The 23,091-nt window shown below is 74.8% G+C and carries 1 protein-coding gene; it reads right to left on the bottom strand.

Translation table 11 applies throughout. The features are described from left to right. Positions 1-3: 3 nt before the first annotated feature. Positions 4-22,824: an ADP-ribosyltransferase gene (locus UIS43_RS06255; protein ID WP_370012738.1), complete on the bottom strand. Its 22,821-nt coding sequence runs from the start codon at positions 22,822-22,824 to the stop codon at positions 4-6. Positions 22,825-23,091: the final 267 nt, after the last annotated feature.

Raw genomic sequence — 23,091 nt, 5'->3', positions numbered from 1 at the left:
TCGTCACGGTCGCGGTGTGAACGGCAGCACGGTGACCCGCAGGGTCCACTGCCCGGTGTCGGGGTCCTGGAGCGCGTCGTCGATCCTGAAGCGCGTTCCGCGCGGCAGGAGGAGTTCCCGCTCGGAGCGGTGCACGCTGTCGTCGCCGATCCACAGGGCCGGGTGCCCCGCGGGCACGGCCAGGTGGAACTGGTAGGCGGCGGTCCGGTTCACGGTCTCGGCCCCCAGCGACCCCGAGAGGAAGCCCCGTTCGACGAACTCCGTGCCGATCAGGTCCGTGGCGTCGTGGAAGGGCCGCCCCGGCGGGGCCATGAAGCCCACGTCGAACACCGAGCGCCGTACCTCGACCGCCTCCGGAACCGGCTCCACGGCCCGGTCCAGCATGTCCATCCCCTCGCGCAGGAGGTCCCAGGTCTCCTCCGCGTTCTCCTTGGACGGGGTGTGCCCGCCGAACCACTTCTCGACCCACGCGCCGAAGAACCGGTGCTCGCTGAGCCGAAGGACCTCGGACTCGGGGCTGGCGTGCCGGGAGAAGTCGTTGTAGAACTGCGCGTTCTTCGTGTAGGCCCGGGCGGAGTTCTGCTGCTCCGCGGTCAGGGACGGGAACCGGCCGCCGAGGACGAGCTTCCCGTACCCCGCGCCGTCGCCGTCGGTGGCGAACCGGCGCACGCCGTCGGGGCCGACGTGTCCGGGTCGGTCGTCGGGCAGGTCCGGCCCGGCGGGACCTCCCCCGGAGGCCGCGGCATCGGTTCCGGCGGCGGCGTCCAGCCCCAGGAGCGCGGTCAGGAAGGTTTCGGTGCTGTCGCCGAGTCCTGCCGCTTCGGGGTCGGTCACGGTGGTGTACGTGCTGGTCTGCACGCTGAACACCTGGAGGTCCGAGGTGTCCCCCGCCTGCTGTTCCGGGGCCGGAGCGGTCTCCGGCCGCTGCGGGACCACCACCTCGGCCTCGATGTGGAACCCCGGCAGTCCGAACGATCCGCCCCAGCCCGCGCGGGTGATCCGGTAGGTGGTGCCCCGGGCGAGGACGACCTCGCGCTCCTCCGGGTAGTCGCTCCTCTCGCCGATCCACAGGCCGCGGCTGCCCGCGGGCACGGTCAGGTGGACGACGTGCCGGGATTCGGCCTTGTGGTGCCCGGCCAGCCGGTTGCCCAGCGACACGGACATGAAACCGGGCTCGGTCTGGACGGTGCCCACCAGGGAGTAGGGGTCCATGTCCCGGAACCCGTCGAGGAACGCGACGTCGGACAGGCCGCGGACCATCTCGACAGTCTCGGGCAGGGGGCGGTCGACGGCTCGGTCGAGGCGGCCCAGGGACGCGGCCACATCGGCCGCGGTGGGGAACACGCCCCCGTTGGACCGCGCCACGGTACCGGCCCCGCCCGCGTTCGCGTACCAGCCCGCCAGTTCCGCCTCCGGGTCCGGCGCGTCGAGGATGTACCCGACGAAGCCCGCGGTGTGTCCGGGGACCAGGTCCCGCGCCAGGAGTTCGCGAAGGCGTTCGACGGTGGGCCAGGACAGGCCGTTCAGCTCGTACAGGCTCCAGCCGCGGGCCGCCATCGGATCCGTGCGGACCTGGAGGCGGGTCGACTCGCGCACCCTGTCCAGGGCGTCCTGGACCCGTTCGGCCGGGAGGTCGTCGCGGACGACCGCGTTGAGCCATCCGTCGGCCGTGTACCCGCGCACGTCCTCGCGCTGCCGTTCGTGGAGGGTGTCGAAGGCGTGCGGGTTGTTCGCCGGATCGTGGAGCCAGCGGCCGTAGGCGTCGGTCTCCTCCACGGAGCGGAACCGCCGCACGCCCCGGTCGTCGACGTACCCCCTGCCGTCGTCGGCGGGAACGGTGCCGACCGGGAGCCCGGTCCCGGCGACGGAGGTGTCCGCGGAGGCGTCGGTGTGGGCCGTGTGTTCCTCCTCCCCGCCGGGAGCGGCCGTGTCCTGCCCGGTCCCGCCGGTCGCGGGAGGGGCGTCCTCCACGGTCGGCGGCCGGGCCCCGGACGCGGCGCCGGCCTGTTCCGGAAGGATGGCCTCGGCGGACAGCAGCAGGCCCTGGGCGGTCCTCTCCGCGCCGGTGACGCGATAGGACATGCCTCGGGGCAGGACGATCTCGTGGTTCGACGGCCGCGGGCCCTGCGTCCCCAGCCAGAGCCCGTGCGCGCCCTCGGGAAGGGTCAGCCGGACGGTCGCCGCGGGGTGTCCCGGGCCCACCGGTTCCGGGTTCACGGAGACCGTGGTGTAACCCGGACTGCTCTGGACCGTGCCCACGAGGCCGGAGGGATCCCCCTCGTCGTACCCCTCCGGGAACCGGAGGCCGCGGGTGTGGGGCAGGACCCACGTCGTCTCGATCGCCCCGGGGAGCGGGCGCCCCACCGCTTCGTCGTAGGTCCCGAGCAGTTCCCGCACACCCTCGGCGGAGGGGTAGGTCCCCCCGTTGGCCGCGGCCAGCGCCCCGGCCGCACCGCTCCTGCGGTACAGCTCGGCCAGCCGGTCCTCGGGTCGCCCCAGCGTGAGGACCGTCCGCAGGAAGTGCGTCCTGGGAACCCCCTCCTCCGCGGCGTCCACGATCTCCCGCAGCCGCTCCGGGGTGGGCCAGGCGAGGCCGTTGGCCTCGTAGACCTCCCAGCCGCTGCGGCCGTGGGGGTCCACGACCGAGGGCCGCTCGATACGGCTCATCGAGCGCAACCGGTCGAGTTGCGTCCGCATGTCGTCCGGGGGCACCAGCGCCAGGTCCGCGAGCCACGGGGTGTCCGAGAACGCGGCGACGACGCGGCGCGCCTCCGCGGGGAGGGTGTCCAGTACCGGCATACCGCGCTCCGCGCGCGCGGCCCGGTGCGCGTACCAGTCGGCCTCGGCGGGCGTTCGGAACCGCCGGACACCGGACGCGTCCACCCGTCCGTCCGAGAGCGGGTCCGCGAAGGGCTCCGGACCCAGGACCACCTCCGCGGAGAGCACGGTCACGACCCCGCCCGTGTTCGGGTCGAACGCGTCCCGGACACCGGTGATCCGGTAGGTGGAACCGCGGGCGAGGGTGAGTTCGCGCTGCCCGGGATCGTGGCTGCGGGAGCCGATCCAGAGGCCGTGCGCTCCCTGGGGGACGTTGAGCCGCAGGAGGTAGCGGAAGGGGGCGGAGTCGGTCTTGAAGGGCTGGTCGCCCAGGGTGGTGGACATGTACCCGGGCTCGGTGTGGACCGTGCCTTCGAGGTCGTTGGCGGCGTACCCGCCCACCGCGTGCAGCAGGTGGTCGATGGAATGCATGCCACGGGAGACGACCAGGCCTTCGGGCAGGGGGCGGTCGACGGCGTCGTCGAGGAGGCGGAAGAGTTCCAGGACGCGGTCCACGTCGGGATAGGTCCCGCCGTTGTGGCGGGCGATGACCCCGGCGTACCCGGCGTTGTGGAACCAGTGGCGCAGCTCCGCGGCGGGGTCGCGTGCGGTGAGGACGTAGTCGACGAGTCCGGCGGTGCGCGGGGGGAGGCCGTCCGGGTTCGCCCGGATCTCGCGCAGCCGGTCGAGGGTGGGCCAGGTGAGCCCGTTGGCCTCGTACAGGTCCCAGCCGTGGGCGGTCGCCACGGTCGCCGCCCGCCCGGCCTCGTGCCGGGCCCCGGCCCGCACCAGTTCCAGCTGGCTCGCCACACCGGCCGGGGACAGGGGCCGGATCCGGGCCAGCCGGGTGATCCAGGCGGACCTGGTGTAGGCGTCGACCATCCCTTGCCGGTCGGCGGGCAGGGTGTCGAAGGCATGGGGGTTGTTGGCCGGGTCGTGGAGCCACCGGTCGTAGGCGTTCAGTTCGTCCAGGGAGCGGAAGCGCCGGTATCCGTCGTCGCCGACGTGTCCGCGGCCGTCGCCCGCCGGAAGGCGCGTCCCCTCGTCGACGACCGTGGAGGCGTCCGAGTCGTCGTCCCGGTCCTCCGCCGACGGCTCCCGCGCCGACATGTCCGGGGGGACCGGCTCGGCGTCGATCTCCATCCCGTCGTCGGTGATCCGGACGTCGGTGACGCGGTAGCCGAAGTCCCGGGGCAGGACCAGCGCGTACCGGTCGCCCGTCGCGCCCCGGTCGCCGACCCACAGGCCCCGGGCGTCTTCGGGGAGGACCATGCGGACGACCGCCACGGTGTCGCGCGGCGCGGCGGTGAAGGGCGAGTCGCCCAGGGAGACGGTGGCGTATCCCCGCTCGCGCTGGTCCCTGCCCACCACGGCGGTCAGGTCGTCCCAGTCGTATCCGTCGAGTTCGGCGAGGTCCCGGTCGACATCCAACGCGAAGGACACCGCGATCGGGCCGGGCAGGGGCCGGTCCACGGCCGCGTCCATGTCCCGGATGATCTCCAGGGCCCTGTCCCCGGTGGGGTAGACGCCGCCGTTGGCCCGGGCGATCTCCCCCGCCTCGTCCGCGTTCTCGTACCAGTGGTCCAGCCGCGCCCGCGGCTCGGACGACCCGAAGACGTCCGCCGCGATCGCCGCGAACGCCGGGGAGCGGCCTCCCTCGGCGTACAGTTCCCGCACCCGTTCGAGCGGGGGCCACGACAGGCCGTTCGCCTCGTAGAGCACCCACCCGTTGGGACGGTCCGGGTCGGCGGCCTTCTCCAGGCTGGTCCTGCTCCACCGGTCGAGCCGGTCCTGGACCAACGCCGGGTCGGAGGCCGCGAGCCGGGCGAGTTCGCTGAGCCAGGGGTTCGCGGTGTGCGCGCCGATGAGGGCGCGCAGCTCCGGCGGGAGGGCGCCGTAGGTGTGCGGGGCGCCGTCCAGGTCGTCCATCCGCTCCGCGTAGGCGTCCAGCTCCTCCCGGGTGCGGAAGACGCGGGCCTCCCCGCCGCTCGTCTCGGGGGCCGCGACCGCGGTGTCGCCGTCGTCCGTGCGGTCGAGCGGGGTCCGGTCGGTGCGCGCGGCCGAGGCCGTCGGCGTGTCGTCGTCGGAGTCGTAGCGGTCGAGGAGGGGGCGGTCGTCGTAGGCGTCGTCGTCGGAGTCGTAGCGGTCGAGGAGGGGGCGGTCGTCGTAGGCGTCGTCGTAGGCGTCGTCGGCGCTCTCGTGCCCGGAGTCCTCCAGTCCCAGGAGCGCCGCCAGCCCGGCCTCCTCGTCCGCGCCGAGGCCGGGTTCGTCGGCATCGGTGACGGTGGCGTCCGTGTCGGTCTCCACGGTGAACACGTGCAGGTCGGCGGACTCCTCGACCCGCGGCGGGGCCGGGTCGGCATCCGGCCGCGGCGGCACGATCACCTCGGCCTCGATGTACAGGCCCTCCAGCCCGCGGGAGCCTCCCCAGCCCGCCCGGGTGATCCGGTAGGTCGTACCCGCGGGGAGGATCAGTTCGCGCTCTCCGGGGTACCTGCTCTTCGAACCGATCCAGAGGCCCCGGGAACCGCGGGGGAGGACCAGGTGCACCGCGTGGGCGTACCTGGCCGTGACCCCGGCGAGCTCGTTCCCCAGCGACGTGGACATGAACCCGCGCTCGGTGTGGACGGTCCCCACGAGGGAGTAGGGGTCCTTGCCGTCGAAGCCTTCGAGGTGGTCCAGTTCCTCCAGGCCGCGGATCACCTCGATCCCCTCGGGCAGGGGCCTGTCGATGGCCTCCGTCAGGGTCCGCAGGTGTTCGAGCGCGCGTTCGGGGGTCGGGAACACGTCGCCGCTCGACCTGGCGATCTCCCCGGCCTCACCGGCGTGCACGTACCAGTGGTCGAGTTCCTCCTGCGGGTCCTGCGCGTCCAGGATGTACCGGACGAAGCCCTCGGCCCTCTCCGGAACGCGCCCCTGCGCCAGGAGTTCCCGCAGCCGGTCCAGGGTCGGCCACGCGAGGCCGTTCATCTCGTACAGCTCCCAGCCGCGCGAGCCCATGGGGTTGGTCTCGAACGCCGCGACGGTGTCCTGGCGCATCAGGTCCAGCACGATCGCCACCTGGTCCGCGTTCATGGACTCCCGGGCCACGGTGTTGAGCCAGCCCTCGATCGTGTAGCCGATGACCCGGTCCCGGTGCTCGGAGTCCAGGGCGTCGAAGGCGTGCGGGTTGTTGGCCGGGTCGTGGAGCCACAGGTCGTAGGCGTCGAGTTCCTCCTCGGTGCGGAACCTGCGGATCCCGTTCCCGTCGACGTACCCCCGTCCGTCGCCGGGCCCGTGCCCGGCGCGGAGCGCGTCCGGCCCGCCGGCGGCGTCGTTCGTCCCGCCGGGCGCGGCCTCGGCGGCGGGCGGCGCGCCCACCACCGCGGGTGCGGGGGCGCCGTCCGCCACCGTGGGAGCGGGGGCGCCGCCCGTCGGCGCGTGCACCCGCGCGGTGATCACGGGGAGGCCGCCGGACGCGTCCACGGAGTCGATCCGGAACGCGGTCCCCGGCGGGAGGACGACCTCCTGGTTCTGGGGGCGGGGGCCCGCGTCGCCCAGCCAGAGCCCGTGCGCCCCCGACGGCAGGACGAGGCGGACGACCGCGGCCGCCCCGTCGCCCGGTCCGGTCGGCCGCGGGTTGAGCGCGACCGCGGTGTACCCCCGGGTGGTCTGCTCGGTCCCGGTCAGCGCGGAGGGGTCGCGCGGGTCGAATCCGCGCAACTGCTCCCGCGCCGCCGCGTGGCCCAGGTACCAGGTGCTCTCGACCGCCTCGGGCAGCGGACGGCGGACGGCGTCCTCATAGGAGGCCAGCATGTCCAGCAGCCTCTCGGGCGAGGGGTAGGCGCCCCCGTTCGCGCGGGCCAGGACCCCGGCGGCCCCGGCCGTGTTGTACAGCCCGCCGAGCCTGCGTGCCGCCTCCTGGGGGCCGTGCCTGAGGATGTCGGTGATGAACCGCGCCCGCGCCGGGTTGCGCCCCTGCTCCACGGGCAGGAGCTGGAGCAGCCGGTCGGGGGAGGGCCAGGTGAGGCCGTTCGCCTCGTACAGCTCCCACCCGAGGTTCCGCTGCCGGTCCGCCGGGGTGGAGGCCGGGGTGACACGGCTCGCCGCGCGCAGGGAGTCCAGCAGTTCCCGGGCGCCGTCCGGGTCCGTTCGGGTGAGGTCGAACCCGCCCGCGAGCGCGCTGAGGGCGCGGGCGAGGTCGTGCCGCGCCCGGGGGAGCGCGTTGACGGCGTACGGGTTGTGCGCCGGGTCGTGGAGGCGGTGACCGTACCAGTGGGCCTCCTCCGGGTTCCAGAACCTGCGGACGCCGTCCTCGCCCGTGCTCCCCTCCGAGAAGAGGTCGGGCACCGCCCTCGGCAGGACGACCACGGTCGCGGTGAGCACTGTCTGCGGGCCGCCGGATTCGGGGTCGATCCCGTCCTGGACGCCGGTGATGCGGTACGTGGTGCCGCGGCCGAGGGTGAGCTCCATCTGCTCCGGGTCGTGGCTGCGCGTACCGATCCAGAGGCCGCGGCTCCCCTGGGGCACGTCCAGGCGCAGCAGGAAGGGGAATCCGCCCGAGTCCGTCTTGAACGGGGAGTCGCCCAGGGTGGTGGACATGTAGCCGGGTTCGGTGTGGACGGTGCCCACCAGCAGTCGGGGGTCCGCGCCCCCGGTCGTGCGCAGGAGGTGGTCGATCGACTGCATGCCGCGGGACACGGCCATGCCCTCGGGCAGCGGGCGGTCCACCGCGCCGTCCAGGAGGCGGAACAGCCGCCGGGTCGCGGCGGCGTCGGGGTAGACGCCTCCGTTGAGCCGGGCGATGACCCCCGCGTAACCGGCGTTGTGGAACCAGTGGTCGAGTTCGGCACGGGGGTCGGGGGCGTCGAGGATGTATCGGATGAGCCCCCGGGTCCGCGGGGGCAGCGGCCGCGGGGAGGCCGCGATCTGGCGCAGCCGTTCCACGGACGGCCAGGCCAGTCCGTTGGCCTCGTACAGGTCCCAGCCGTGGGCCGTCTGCGCCGTGTCGGGGTCGGCGGCCTCGGCCCGGGACTGGGAGCGCCACTCCATCAGCTGCCGCGCGACGGTCTGGGGCAGGAAGGGCCGGATGCGGGCGACACGGGTGATCCAGGCCGACCTGGTGTAGACGTCGACCATCCCTTGCTGGTCGGGGGTGAGGGTGTCGAAGGCGTGGGGGTTGTTCGCCGGGTCCTGGAGCCACCGGTCCTGCCCGTCGACCTCCCCGGGCGAGTCGAAGCGGCGGATGCCGTCCTCGTCGAGGGTGCCCCTGCCGTCGGTGTCCGCGTCCGAGGCGTCCGAATCCGTGTCCGAGGTGTCCGATTCCGTGCCGTCGCCGGTGTCGTCGCCTCCGTGGCCCGCGTCGTCGTGGACGGCGGCGGGCTCCGCCGGGGGTGCGGCCACCGGTCGCGGTTCCGCGGGCAGGGCCACGGCGGTGATCTCCACGATCCCGTCCGACTCCGTGACGCCGGTGACGCGGTAGCCGGTGCCGCGGGTGAGGAGGAGCGTGTACGGGTCGGAGGCGTCCGCCCGGTCGCCGATCCACAGGCCGCGCCCACCCTCGGGCACGGTCAGGCGGACCAGGGCCGCGGTGTCGTCTACGGTGGCCGGTGAGCGGTCCAGCGAGGTGCGCAGGTACCCCGCCTCCCGCTGCTCGGTGCCGACCAGCGAGGAGGGGTCGCCCTCGACGTATCCGACGAGTCCGTGGAGGCCTTCGTCCCCGCTCAGCGCGAAGGTCACCTCCACGGGGCCGGGAAGCGGGCGGTCGGTCGCGGCGTCCAGGATGCGCAGGGTGTCCAGGACCTCGTCGGCCGTCGGGTAGGCGCCGCCGGCGGCCTTGGCCAGGGCTCCGGCGTCGTCCGCGTTGTCGTACCAGTGGCGCAGCCGTCGGCCGGGGTCGGGCGCCCTGAAGATGTCGTTGACGAGCCGGTCGAAGGTGCGGGTGGACCCGCCGTCGGAGTGGATCTCCCGGATCTCGGTGAGCGTCGGCCACCGGTTCCCGTTCTTCTCGTAGAGCGGCCAGCCGTTGAGGTCGTCACCGCTCGCGTTGTCGCCCGCGTCGTACGTCAGGTCCTCCAGCCTGTTCTGGACGGAGTCGGTGTCCAGTGAGGGGATCCATGTGAGGGACGACAGCCAGCCGCTTGCCGCCTGCGCGACGACGGCCTCGCGCTGCTCCCGGGGCAGCGCGTCGAAGGTGTGCGGGTTGGTGCCCGGATCGTCGAGCTCCGCGGCGCGGGCGGCCGGGTCCTCCAGCCCCAGGAGGTCGGCCATCCGGTCCTCGCGCTCGCGCGTCCAGCCGGGTTCGGGGAGGCGTCCGCCCTCCTCGGCCGGGTCCTCGTCGGCCGTCTCCATCAGGAACACGGTGGTCTCGTCGCCCGTGTTCGGCTCGGGCGCGGACCGGGTCGGGACCGGCCGCGGGGACGGCGCGGTCCCGGGGTCGGAGGACTCCTCACCGGTCACCGGTCCGCTCCGGCCGGGCGGGGTCTGCGTGTTCAGGGCGCTGTGGAACGTGTCCAGGAGCGAGTCCGCCGGGGCGCTGGGGGGTGTGCCGGTCGCGGGGCCGGACGCCTTCGCCGGGTTCGGCTCCGTGTCATCGGTGCCGGTCAGCCCCAGGCCGCGGGCCAGGGAGTCGAGGTCGGCGCCGCTCATCCCGGTGCCCTCCCCGTCGGGGTCCCGCACCTGCCCGGCGATGTCGGTCACGGCCATGACGACGGGGTTGTTGGAGCCGAACGGGCCGGAGAACCCCGGCATGTTCATGCGCATGTCCAGCCTCGCGCGCGCGACGGAGCCCGGAGGGGTCAGGTCGGCGATGGACCGGGCCCGGTCCAGGGCGGCCGCCCGCGCGGCGGCGTCGTCGCGGGAGGAGGCCGCGTCGCCGAGCGCGATACCGACGGCGATGTTCGCGGCCACGTTGACGGTACGGGTCAGGCTCTCGTGCCGGTCGGCCGCGTCCTGGGCGGCCGCCGTTGCGTCGCGGCGATGGGCGTCCGCCCTCTGGGCGGCCGCGCGGGCCTCCTCGACCCGGACCCCGTCCCCGGCGGTGCGGGCGGCGGTGTCGGCGGCCTCGTAGGCGATGTGGGCGGCGCGTTCGGCGTTTTGGCGGGCGGTGTCGGCCTCCCCGGCCCGGGTCAGGGCCGTGTCGCGCTCGCGTGCGGCGTCGGTGATCCGGTCCGGGTTCTCGGGGTCGACCTCGGACGGTTCGGGGATCGCGTCGCGGGCCGCGGCCGCGTCGGCGCCAGCGCGCGCGGCCACGCTCTGCGCGGCGGCGGCCAGGTCCGCGGCCAGAGCGACCGCGGCGGTGACCGCTTCGGGGGCGGTGTCGGCGATCTCCCCGGCCCGGTCCGCCAGGTGCTCGGCCGCGTCTCGCAGCCCTTCGAGGCGGTCGATCACCGTGGTCGGGTCGGGGCCGTCGGCATCCCGGAGAGTGGAGGCCAGGTCAGCGGTGAGGCGTTGCGCCGCCTGGTGTATCCCGGTCAGGGCCGCTGCCGTGTCATTCGCGTTCAGGGCCTGGTCGATGCGCTCCAGCGCCTGGCCCGTCCAGGCCGGGGCCGTGGTGGTGGGCCCGTCGTCGTGGGTGGGAGGCAGGATCCGGGCGTGGAAGAGGTAGCCGCGCCCCCAGGGTTCGACCGCGGTGATCTGGTAGCGGGTCCCCCGGGCGAGGATCACCTCGCGTTCGCCGGGGTGTTGGCTGCGGTCGCCGACCCACAGCCCGTGGGAGCCGTGCGGCACGGTCAGCCGCATCAGGTCGACGGGGGAGCCGCCCGCCGCGGAGGGGACGGTCCCCAGGGAGACCGACAGGTAGCCCTGTTCGACGTGTGTGGTTCCCGCGAGGGTGTGGGGGTCGGTGCTGCCCTCGCCCAGTAGGTGCTGGTGGTGGTACATGCCGTGCACGGCTTCGAAGCCCTCGGGGAAGGGGTGGCCGGTGGCGCGGTCCAGGCGCCGGAGCAGCGCCAGGACTTCCGGGGCGTCGGGGAAGTGCGCCGGTTCCCCGTGCAGGGCGAGGGATTCGGCGATCCGGCCCGCGTTTCCGGAGCTTACCTGGAGGTTGTCCAGTGCGGCCTGCGGATAGGGGTTGTCCAGGACGCCTCGCACGATCCGCTGCTGCTCGGGGCTCAGCCCGCCCCGCTGCGCGGCTTCTCGTAGTTGCGTGAGGTCGGGCCAGCGGCCGTCGCCGATCTCGTAGACCTGCCATCCGGGGTGGGGTCGGCTCTGGTCGCGGATGCGGTCCAGTTCGGCCTGCACGGTCGCTTCGTCGAGCGGGTTCAGGCGAGCGAAGCGGTTGAGCCAGGAGGAGCGGGTGTAGGCGGAGACGGCGTCCTGGGTCGCGGTGGGGAGGGCGTCGAAGGTGTTGGGGTTGTAGGCGGGGTCGTGCAGGAGGGTGCCGTAGCGGTCGGTTTCGGCGCCGGTGGGCAGTCGGCGGATCGTCCCGGACACGGCGGGGTCGTCGGTGTCCGTCAGCCCCAGTCCGCGGGCAAGGGAGGCGAGGTCGGCGCCGCTCATCCCGGTGCCGTCCCCGTCCGGATCCCGCACCTCTCCGGCGATGTCGGTCATGGCGAAGACGGTCGTGCGGGAGGTGGTCCCCGGGTGCGGCGGCCCGGCCGCGGGGGCCGGGGTGCGCGAGTCCGGTTCCGTCGTCGTGCCGCTCGGGTCGGGCGCGGCCGGAGCCTCCCGGGGCGTGAGGCCGAACACCGGGCGGAGCTGCTCCTCCAGCGGCGCGCTGGGTGTGGAACGGGGGGCCGCCGGCGGCGGGGCGTCGGGCGGGGTGATATCGGCGAGGTGGGCGGCGGTGGCGTTGGTCGCGGTGGTCCAGGCAGTCACGGCGTCGTTGTAGGCGCCCAGGGCTGTCCGGTAGGCGGTGGTCTGGGTTCCGTAGGCGGTGCGGGCGTCGTCGAGGGCCGCGCGGTTCGCGGGTGTGGGGTCGGCGGCGTGGGCCTTGTACGCGTCGAGGTAGGCCTTGACCAGTGCGGGGAGTTTGGCGCGCTGCTCGGTGTAGGCGGCCTCGGCGTCGGCCATGGCCTTGGCGGCGTCGTACTCGGCGGTGATGGGCGCTTCGGCGGCGTCTGCCTGTTCGGAGGTGAGGACGCCCAGGGCTACGGCGTCGCTCCGGGAGATCCAGGCGCTGGTCCTGTTGGTGTGGTGGGAGGTGAACTGCCGGGGGACGGTGCCACCGAAGAACGCCTTCTCCTCGGTTCGGGCGCCGGTGGTCCAGGTGGTGTCGAACTCCACCAGGTAGGCGGTGCCGAGCCGCTGGCGCTCCATGTCGGAGGGCTCTCCGCTGGCCAGGCCGTCGCCCGTGGGCGAGTCACCGGTGATGGTGCGCGCCGTGGCCTCCCCGGAGCCGGTGAGGTAGGCGTTGCGGTCGTTGTCGTCGGGGTCCACGGTGTGGTGGCCGGTGGGCCGGAAGGCCGTGGTGGCGGTGGTTCCGCCGCCCTGGGAGCGGCTGTGGGAGACGCTCCGCCCTTCGGCCTCCTTGTGGACGAGCCTGGCGTCGGGGCGCGCGGTGACGATACGGGCGCCGGTGAAGTCGGGGGTGGCGGCGACACGCCACTGGGTGCGCCCGATCCGCAGGATGTCGGTACCGGAGGGGCGGCCGAGGTTGTGCGAGAGGAGGCCCTTGAGGGCCACGGGGTTGAGGGAGTTGTCGATGGGGGTGTAGCGGGGGTCGAGTTCGAGGCGGTCGGCGATGTGGCGGCGGGCGTCGTCGGTGGCGCGGGCGTGGTGGGCGCGGAGCTGGTCGAGCTGCTCGGCGGTCGGGTCGCCTCCGAAGTCGGGGGCGGCCGGGGGCTCCCAGCCGAGCGACGCGGCGACGGTCCGCAGCGCGGTGTCGCGCAGGTCGGGTCCGTGGACGGCGGTGGGCATGATGACGGCGTCGCGCAGCGCGTCCGGCGGCGGGGCGAGCTCCCCGGTGGCGGTGGTGAGGGCGCCCGCGAGGGTGTCGCCCGCGTGGGGGGTGGCGGTGGGAGGCGCGGGCACCGTGTCCAGCGGTGCGGCGGGCGCCGCGGGCGGGGTGAAGTCCAGCGACGAACCCAGGTGGAAGGTGCGTATCCGTCCTCCGTCCACCGTCGCCGTCTCCACCACCGGCGACTTGTACTCCAGGTACGGCGCCCTCTCCCCCCGCCTGACCCCCGCGGTGGGCACGAGCCCGTCGCCGTCGACCTCGATGGTCAGGGTCAGGGACGCGTCCTCCGTCATCTTCACGTAGGGGCCGGAGGACTCCATCACGATGGTGTGGGTGGTCTCCGCGGACGAGGACAACCCCTCGGACGCGTTCCGGGTTCCACCGGCCCCCGCGGCGGGCGAGACGAAGAGGAGGCTGCTGTCCGGCGGCCGGTCGCTGCCGCCGTTCGTGCCGCTGGGCTGCCAGGGGACGAAGTCCAGGCCCGTGGTGTGCGAGGCCTGCCGGGAGTCCTCGTGCGAGTGCTCGGCCTGCCAGGAGTGGGCCTCGACGGTGGCGGCGGCCGAGGTGACGTAGTCCACCCGGGGGTTGGTCCTGTCCAACTTCACCAGGACCCGCGCGGGCTTGGAGAAGTGGGCGTTGCGGTCCGTCGACACCACGTTGACGGGAACGGGCGGGAGCGCGTCCGTCGCGGTCCCCAGCTGCTCGGAGAGGGTCACGAGCAGGCGCTCCTTGCCCCCGCGGCTGAGGGTGAGCCCGTGGGCGCGAAGCCTCGTCTCCAGCGCGTCCACGGCGCGGGCCGGGTCGACGGGGAGGGCCTGCCTGCCCGCGCTGTCGAATCCGGCGCGGACGCGGGCGTGGGGCGGTGGTACGGGGTTGGCCTGGGTCGAGGGTTCGGGCGCGCCGTCGTCCCCGTGGGTCACGGCGTCGGTGATGACGCCGGCCTGTTCGGCGTCGCGGGCGGTGATGTAGCCCGAGACGAGGTCGTCGACCCGGGCCCTCCACCCGGCGTACCTGTGGGTCCACCAGTTGGGGAGGTTGAGGCCGCGGTGCTTCTTGAACTCCCACGCCTGCGCGATCGCGCCCGCGGCGGTGAAGGCGTAGACGGCCGCCGCCTTGGGCAGCAGGAGGAGCCCCGAGGCGGAGGAGACCCCGGAGTCCGTCGTCTCGCCGCGGCGGAGGAAGCTCCTGATGTGGGAGGGACCGGCCATGGGGATGATGCCGTCGGCGGTGGACCGGTCGGCGCCGGATTCGGCCCCGCCCTCCTCGATGGAGTTGGTGGTCCCACCGGCGAAGCCCGTGAAGCGGGCGAAGAAGCCGCTGATCCTGGTGACGGCGGCGGACGCCGTCGACGACGTCTCGGCCTGGACGGTGACCTGTGCCTTGGTCAGCCTCAGGTCGATGATCTCGCCGACCGTGACCTTGGTGACCCCGGTGGCCCGCATGTCGTTGGGGGACAGCCAGGTGCCCCGCATCTCGATCCGCCTGCGGCGGCCCGACTCCGTGAAGGAGGCGGGATCGGAGGCCACCGCGGTGGGGGACACGAGGTTGGCGAGGAGGGCCGATCCGCCGACGCCGTCCAGGAAGGAGGAGAGCTTCATCCGCCCCCCGTCCGACCAGAACCGGCGCGGACGGGAGAACACGTCGAGGGTGCGGCGCAGGAGGTTGCGGCCCGGTCCCGTGTCGCCCGCCTCCCGGAGCAGGGGGTTGACGTGCTCGATGATCGCGCCGTGGTCCAGCAGGACACGCGTGTTGTCGGTCGGCGGGTCGGCGGGGGCCTCCCCCTCCGCCCCGGAGGTCCGGGCGGTCCCCTCGGACGGCGCGGCCCCGTCCTCGGCGCCCGGGGCGTCCTCCCCGGGGGAGTCGCGGCGCCCCGGACGGGGGTCGAGCATCTCCCGGGCCTCTTCGGGGGTCAGTTCCGACCGCTCCCGGTCGGCCTGCCCCGGTTCCGGCCGCGCGGAGACCAGGTTGTCGCCGACGGTGGTGGGCGTGACCACGGAGTAGGCGGCCTTGATGGGCCTGTCCAGCAGGTCCGTCCCCCGGCTGGTGCCGCGGGCCTGCTCATCGGCGTCGTGGTCGTGCAGGCGGGCGCTGAGCACCACCTCGCCGCTCCACCGGTCCGAGCCCTCGGGGAAGAACAGGCGGGCGTCGGACTTGTGCTCCAGGCCGTACGCCGCGTCGAAGTGGTCGACCCGGTTCCAGCCCATCGAGGCCATGAACCCGCCGAGCAGCCGGGCGAACCCGCGGGCGTCGCCCTCGGCCGAGCGCACCATGCCCGAACCCGCGGAGACGGCGAGGGTGAACGCGCTCCCGGTCGCGGACTCGGTGGAGGCCGAGGCGGTGCCGCGCACCCGAAGGCCCGTCTCGGCGGTGCTCTTCCCGTCGTGGGACAGCCGGCCGAACTCCGCGTGCAGCCGGACGGTGACCGTGTTCGGGCGGAGGAACTCCTTCAGCCTCGCCATCAGGGTCGGGTCCACCGTCGCCGACTCCCGGAGCCGGACGGGCAGGCCCTCCCCGGGGCGGGCGAGCCTTTCGAGGCCGTCCTTGCCCAGGGTGCTCTGGAGGGTGTCGCGCACCAGCATCGTGTTCTTGTAGGCGGTGTCGTAGGAGCGGCGGAACCCCCAGCGCTCACGGAACGAACGCTCGAAGTAGGAGGCCTCCTCCCGTCCGGGCCTGCGGGCGTAGGTGTTCCGGTCGCGGGCCAGTTCGGGGATGACCAGGCCAGGGTGCTCGCGTGCGATCCCGGCCAGCACGTCGTCCAGGTACCGGTCCAGGACGCCGCGCCGGTCGTCCGACGTGACCGGCGGTGCCGATGCCCCGGAGGTGTCCGGGGCCCCGGTCCCCCGGGAGCCGTCGGAGTCCCCGTCGCTCCCGTCGCCGGGGGCGGGAGAGCTCCACTCCAGGCCGAGGAAGTGGGACCCCCGGAAGTGGACGGGGTTTTCGGTGTCCAGGTGCGGGAAGGGCGGGCGCCGCTCGCCCTCGCCCCCGCTGTCGGCGGGCCCCTCGCCCCGTGCCGCCCGGTCCAGCCGGCCCGCGGTCTCGCCGGGGAGCAGCTCCACACCGGTGACGGTGAAGTGGTGGGGCGCCGCCTCGCCCTGGACGTGGACGAACAGGTCGTGGGAAGCCTCGTAGGCGGCGAACCTCTCCGTGGAGGAGACGTAGCGGCTGAGGGACCGGTGCTCGCCCGAGCCGGAGGCGTTGTGGCTCTCGGAGTGCAGCGACTGCCACCAGGTGGCCTCCACATGGGGGGCGTTGACACGCAGGGTTCCTCCGGAGGGGAGCTCGGCCACCAGGCCGAAACCGGTCCCCCCCGTCAGGGTGAAGCTCGTGTTGCGGCTCTGGGTGAGGCTGGTGCCGTCCTTGACGCTCTCCTTGAAGGTCGCGTCGTCGATCAGCGGGCTGTGGTCCTTGATCCGGTAGTCGCGCGGCCTCGCGGAGAACTCCATCATCACCTCGCCCAGGCGGGGGTGGGAGGCGCTCACGGTGACCGGACCCCGGTCCAGGTGGGGGAGGTACTCCTGGAAGGAGTCGTTGTCGAGGACGTGTCGAATCTCGTGCTGCCACCGCGCGATGTCCTGGCCGGTGCCCGGCCCGGTGAGGTCCTTCATCCACTGGACCGCGGTGTTCTCGCTGGTCGCCTCCCTGTTCAGCCGGTAGGCGTCGGAAACCAGGTAGTCGGCGACCCAGGAGCCCAGGTCGGTGTGCGCCGGGCCCCTCCCGTCCGGGGCGTTCGGCGTGACGCTGTGGACGGCGATGGGCAGACCGCCCGTCGGGCCGAGGTTGCGGGGCCGGCGGCCGGGGCCGTCCCCCTCCCCGGCGCCCGGGGCGAGGTCGATGCGTCCCGGCATCCCGTCGGGCCGCCCCTGGACCTCGCCGGCCAGGGTGAACACCATGCCGTCACGGATCACCGAGGAGCCGACGGGGAGGTCCACGGCGGGCGCAGGGGCCTCACCGGTGTCCCTCCCGCTGGTTCCGCCCGCGGCGGGCGCCGTCCCGTCCCCTTCCGGCCGCGCGGTCACCTCGGCCCACACTCGCAGGTCGTTGGCGTAGAACTCGGGCTTGGCGAAGGTCGTGTACTCGATCTTGGAGGCGGCGGTGGTCGTCCCGCCGTGGGACGCCGCGCGCTGCCCGCGGGAGAAGCTGCCGCCGGCCGTCACCCACGGTCCCGCCGCGGACCCGGTGACGTCGCCGAGCAGCAGCGGGCTTCCCGTGAAACGCGCCGCGAGGATACGGCGCGGGTCGTAGGACGATGAGCCCCCGGTGGTGGCGGAGCGGCTGCGCTCCTCCTCCCGGGACTCCAGGGGCGCTCCCGACTTCCGGTGCTCGACGTCCAGGTGCCGGTACCCGGCGGGGTCCTCGGACGCCAGCGAGACCCGGACGGTCCAGGACCTGGGGACGGCGCCGTCCGCCCCGGGATCGGTGACGGTGATCTCCCGGCCCCCGGGCGCGAAGAAGGCGGACATGCCGTGTTCGTGCGCCACCCGGTTCAGGGCCGCGTCCACCAGCCGGGGGAGATCGGGCGGCGGGTCGGCGATCCGCTGTCCGACGATGCCCGCGACCGCTTGGTGGACCGCCCTGGTGAACAGGCGGTCGGGGCCGCTCAGCCGCGAGGTGACGAGGTAGTCCAGGTCGTACCGGGCGTCCGTCTTCTCGCGCAGGCGGGACGCCGACGGCAGGTCCGAGGGGAGCAGCGCCTCGGCGCGTTCGGCCGAGAGCACGGTGTCCTGCGCGTGGCGCCGGGCGTCGGCGAGGTCCTGCGCGGTGCGTCCGAGCAGGTCGCGGGCGCCCCCCACCAGTGCGTCCGTCCGCCGCAGGTCCGCCTCGACCCGCGTGGCCGCCGGATGGGCGCTGTCCGGGGCTGAACGCAGCGCGGCGGACGCCCGGCCCAGGGAGTCCAGGGCGGCGGCGGTGCCGGCGACGCGCGCGGACCCCGCGGAGGCCTCCGCGTCGGTACGCGCCCGCAGCGCGGAGTCCGCGGCCTCCCGCGCCTCACCGACGGCATCGGTGAGGCGCCGGACCGCGTCCCGGGACTCCTGCGGACGGCGGGGGCTCGCGGTGTCGGCCAGGACCGCGGTCCGGACGGCGTCCTCCGCCCGCGCGAGCCGGTTCCGCGCGATCCCGGACCGCCGGTAGGCGTCGTCGGCCGCCATCCGGGTACCGGCGGAGTCGGACGCCGCGCGGTGCGCGGCCGCGGTGAGGGCTTCCACGGCCGCGGTGGTGGAGTCGTGGCGTGCGGTGGCGGCCTCCTCCACGCGCGCCCGCGCCTCGGCCCGCTGCCGGTCCGCCCGGTCGCGACCGGACCGGACGGCCGCCTCGTCGCCCGTGACGGTGCGGTGGGCGTCCGTGCCGGGGGCGGCCGCCCGGGCGATCCGCTCCGCCAGCGCGACCGACGCGGCGGTCCGACCGGCGAACCCCTCGGCCTGGTCCGCGGCCAACCGCACCGATCCGGCCCCGTTGGCGGCGGTGTCCCGTTCCCGCACGGCCTGTTCCGCCGCGGTGACGGCGGCCGCGGTGTCGTCCGCGTCGGCCGCGTCCCGCGCCGCCCGCGCGGCCCGGTCCGCGGCCTCGCGCGTGACGCGCAGGGCGTTGGCGGCTCCGGTGGTTGCGCGCTCGGTCGCGGCCGCGGTCCGCTCGGCTTCCCCGGCGACGCGGCTGGAGACGGCCGTCAGGGCGCCGTCCGCGGTCGCGGCGGCGTCGCGGAACGCGGCGTCGGCGTCCCGCGCGTGGCGCTGCGCCCCCTCCCACAGCCGCACCGTCTCCTCGTGACGGGCGCGGACGGCGGCCTCGGCGTCGGCGGCGGCGCGGTGGGCGTCCGTGTCCGGAGCCGTCTCCCGGACCGCCTGCTCGGCACGGTCGAGGGCGGCGGACGTCGCGCGGGCGGCCTCGGCGGCCAGGCGCGCCGCGTCCCGCGCCGCTCCGGCCGCGCGGGCGGTCTCCTCGCGCGCCCGGGCGGCCTGTTCGGCGGCGGTCACGGCGTCCGCGGTCCCGGTGGCGGCGTCGGCCGCCGTCCGGGCCGCCGCGGACACCCGGTCCGCGGCCCCGCGCGCCAGGCCCAGGGCGTTCTCCGCCGTCTCGCGGGCCCGCTGCGCCACGGTTTCGGCCTCGGAGGGGGAGAGCGGGGCCGGCGGGGTCTCGGTGTCCGCGTCCGTCGCGCGCGGTCCGGGGTCCCCGGTCCGGTCCGGCGTCGACGATTCCCCGGACCGTCCCTGCGGGGCCGGTGCGTCTCCGTCGCCGTCCACCAGCGCCGTGTTCACGGTCGTCACCGGGGCCGGTGCGCCGTAGGGGGAGGGGCCCCGGTCCGCGGGGTCCTGCATCGCGTAGCGGACGTAGTCCGTCGTGAGCCGCCCGCCGGGCAGCCAGAGCCGGGCGCGGACCGGGTCGTGGCGGTCCCGGAGGTGGCGGCCGATACCGCGGGCCAGGACCTCGGCGTCCCGGACGCGTCCGGGAGGGACGGACTCGCCGCTCAGCGGGACGCGCCTGTCGGAGGGGTCGGAGAGGACGTACACCAGTGCCTGCGCCAGCGTGCGCGCCTCGCGGATGGAGCGGTTCTCCGGGACCGGACCGCCGACCGGTCGCAGTGATCTCCAGAACTCGGCGCCCAGCGCCCGCGCCCGGGGGACGTCGTTGTCCGCGAGGGCCCGGGTGAGTTCGGGCAGGCGGTCCAGGACCGACGCGGCGCGGGCGTCGGCCCTCGGGTCGATCCCGGAGACGGCGGGGTCGGTGCGCGTCTTCGCGGGGGTGGGGGAGCCGCTGTCCGCCGCGCGCTCGGGTCCGGGAGCGGGCGGTGCCGCAGGCGCGTCCGCGTCCGCGCTCCGCGTGGGGGCCGGCGTGCCCTCGGCCGTGTCGGACGTCGTGGCCTCGGCGGCGCGCGCGGCGTCCCCAGAGCCCGCTACCGGCGCCCCGCTGTTCCGCGTCGCGCTCGCCCAAGGAGCGGAGGGCAGGGTGTCGCGGACGTACTGCGTGGTCAGGCTGCCGCCCGGGAGCCAGAGCCGTGCACGCGCCGGGTCGTGGCGGTCCCGGAGGTTGCGTTCGACGCCCCCCAGGAGTGTGGCGGCGTCCTCGGCCTTGTCCGCAGGGAAGGCGTCCGGGGCGGCGGGAACCCGCGGGTTCGCCGGGTCGGACAGGGTGAAGACCAGCCCGAGCGCCAGGGTGCGGGCCCTGCGCACGGAGGGGTTCTGCGGGGAGCCGTCGTCGGGCCGCGGGGCGAGCAGGTTCTGGATGTCCGCGCCCACCGCCCGCGCCCGCGCGACGTCCCCGTCATCCAGGTGCCGTCGGGCCTGCGCGACCAGGTCCGCGGCGCGATCGGCTCGTGCGTCCGCGGGGTCGGCGGCGGGTGCCGACTCGCCGCTGTCCGTCTCCGGGGGCGCGCTCCCGGGCGAGTCCTCCTCGGACGGTGTGGGACCGGTGCCGGAGCGGGCCGGAGGAGCACCGTCGCCGCCCTGGTCGCGGACGGTGTCACGTCCGGTTCCGGACCCTCCGGTCGCATCGGCGTCCCCGGTGCTCCGGATGGCGTCGTGGCGGTCCGCGGAGGGGACGGCCGCACCGGGCGGGGGTGTCTGCGGGTCGGTGCGCACGGTCTCCGGGACCGGTCCGTCCGAGAGGGCGGGAGCGCTGGGAACGCGCCCCGCCGGACCGCTCTCGGTCACGGGGAAGGCCAGGAGGCCGGACCCGGGAGCCGCGTCCGGGATGCCGGGAACGCCCTCCGGAGCCTTCGCGTCCTTCACGGCCGGGTGCGAGGCGGCGGCCTCGACGGGCGGCGCGTCCTCGGCGTCCGACCACGCGGTGTCCAGACTCGACGTTTCGGAGGCGGCGTCGTCGAACAGCGACGACGCGTCGGAGTCCGTGTCGCCGAGGGAGGAGTTGTCGTCGGCTTCGCCCGGGGTGTCCGGGACGCCGTCGACGGGGTTCAGCGAGGCGTCGAACGAGTACGGGGACGCGCTCCCGGAGGGGGCGGCCGTCGGCGGGGCCGCGATCTCCCGGATGTCGGCCGGGTCGGGGGACTCCGCGGTGACGGGGGAGGGGGAGTCGTTCCGCTCGGGACCGGCCTCTCCGGCGGGGGCCGGTTCCGGATCGGACCGCGTCGTCTCCTGTGCTCCCGGGCGGGACGGCTGGCCCGCCTCGCCGGACGGGCGGCCCGGGGGAGCCGTACCCTGCGGCGGCGCGGCGCGGTCGGCGCCGACCGGGGGCGTCACGGCGGCCGGGGCCGGTGGGGGGACCTCGGTTCCCTCCTCGTGCGGGGGCGCCGGGGTCCGGTCCCGGGAAGCCCCGGCTCCCGTGGCGTCATAATCACCGGTGAGCGGACCGGGGGTGTCTCCTCGACGGTAGGCGTCGGTGTGGTCCGCCCCGTCCGGGTCGTGGTTCCGCGCAGCCCGGGCGGCCGGAGTCTCCGGCGTCCCGGTGACCCGCTCGGAGGGGTTCCCGGGCCCGTGCGCGTCCGCGCCGTCGGCCCCGTCCGGGCCGTGGTCCTGCTGCCTCCGGGCCGCAGGGGCGCCCTGGTCTCCGGCGGCCGGGGAGCCGCCGGGGCGGTGCGCGTCCGTGCCGCTCGCCGGGGCTTCGTCCCCGCCGTCGTGCGTTCCGTCTCCGTCACCCCGTACCGGGGCGGGCTCATCGACGCCGACGGGCGGTACGACGGTGGTGTCGGGGGCGTCGGGACCGTCGGCGGACGTGGGCCTCCCACCGCCGTCTCCGGCGGCGGGCCACACCGTGGGAGCCGCGCCCCGTACCGGGTCCCCCTCGGCCCGGTCGGGCCGCTCCGGCTCCGGGGGCGGGGGGAGGTCGGGCGGAAGGAGGGTGCCGCCGGGGCCGCTGAGCGCGTCGATGCCCGCCAGCGCCGAGTCGGTGGTCAGCTGGTGGGCCGTGTTCATGGTCGCGCCGGACGTGGCGGACCAGGGGGTGACGACGAACCCCTGGCCGCTGGCGAGACTGCCCAGGCCCTCGCTGAGGAAGCCCTCCGCGGCCCCGGTCCCCGCGCCCAGTCCCAGGCCCCGCACGTAGGGCAGGAAGCCCTGCGCGCTCTGGTGCAGTGTTCCGGCGAGGTTCTGCGGGACGTCGGACAGGTGCTCGCGCAGGGGCGGGGGCAACCGGTCGCCGATCGTCCGGGAGAGCCGGGAGCCCAGGTCCGGGTCGCCCCACGAGCGGATCAGGGTGTCGGCGTAGTCGTCGCCCAGCCGTCGCGCCTGGTCGGCGCCCATGCGTTCGGCGAAGGAGCGCTGGAACACGTCCGCCACCTCCGCGCGGAACGCGTTCTGTTCGACCGCGTTGTCCCAGGAGCGCGCCCCGGTGGGGGAGTTGGGGTGGAACGGGACCAGCATCTCGTCCCGGTGGCGGGTGAAGAGGTCGGCGAGGTCGTCGTTGAGCGTGCTCGGCGGGGGCACGGGGTCCGGCACGCCGTTTTTGACCTGTGGCGGGGGCACGGGGTCCGGCAGACCGCGCAGGTCGTCCATGCTGCGACTGAAGGCGTTCGCGAAACCGCTGCTGACGAACGCTCCGACACCCCCGGAGATGCCGGCGGAGACGAGCCCCTCGATCACGGCCCCCACGTGCGCGTCGTGCGCCAAGCGCTTGTCGAACCCGTCCCGGTCGCCGTTGGCGATCTGGACGCGCTGGATCAGCGCGCCGAAGCTCGCGAAGACCTGGCTGACGACCTGGTGACTCGGAACGGTGACGAGGAACCAGGCGATGAGACGCCGGATGGCCAGGCTCCGGATCGCCTTGAAGACCGGGATCCACTTCAGGGAGGCGCCGAAGGTGAACTTGGCCGTCGCGATGGCCCAGGTGATCTCGGCGATGAGCTGGGCCACCTGGACCCAGACCATCGCCACCATGTAGTCGACGTTCGCCGCCGCCTTGCGCAGCTCGGTCGAGAGCATGCGGCTCGTGCTCGCCGCGTTGCCGATGTAGTCCCTGTCGCCGCTGGTGAAGGCGGCCAGGGAGCGGTTGTAGTAGTCGGAGGCCGCTCCGCCGAAGTGCCTCCGGACGTTGGTGCGCGTCGTGTCCATGACGTCGGAGAGCTCGTGCAGTTGCTTGTCGAGGAGGTCATAGACCTCCGAAGCGGCGCGCATGGCCGGTGCGCTGGCCCGGGGAAGGTCGATGCCCAGCACCACTTTGACGAAATCGTGTGCTGAGTCACCCATTTTCTGGGGGTCGAACAGCATTCCCGACCCCTTTCCCCACCACGCGCATCTGAAGCGAGGGTAAAGGTAACATCATCGCGCGCAGGAGTGGAACCCGCCCCTCTGGTTTCGAGGTGTTCCGCGGGTGCGGACGCGGGATTTTGTTGCGTCCGTGTTTCCGGGCTTTTCCGATCGGGTGCCGAATGCGGAGGGGGATGACCCCTATGTATAGTCACGACTCCGCGGGTTGCATTCACCTCACCCGGTGCGGTACCTGTTGTGTCGGGC

It is taken from the genome of Nocardiopsis sp. LDBS0036, from assembly GCF_041228755.1.
Lineage (GTDB): Bacteria > Actinomycetota > Actinomycetes > Streptosporangiales > Streptosporangiaceae > Nocardiopsis > Nocardiopsis dassonvillei.
This window is presented reverse-complemented; position numbering and strand designations above follow the sequence as displayed.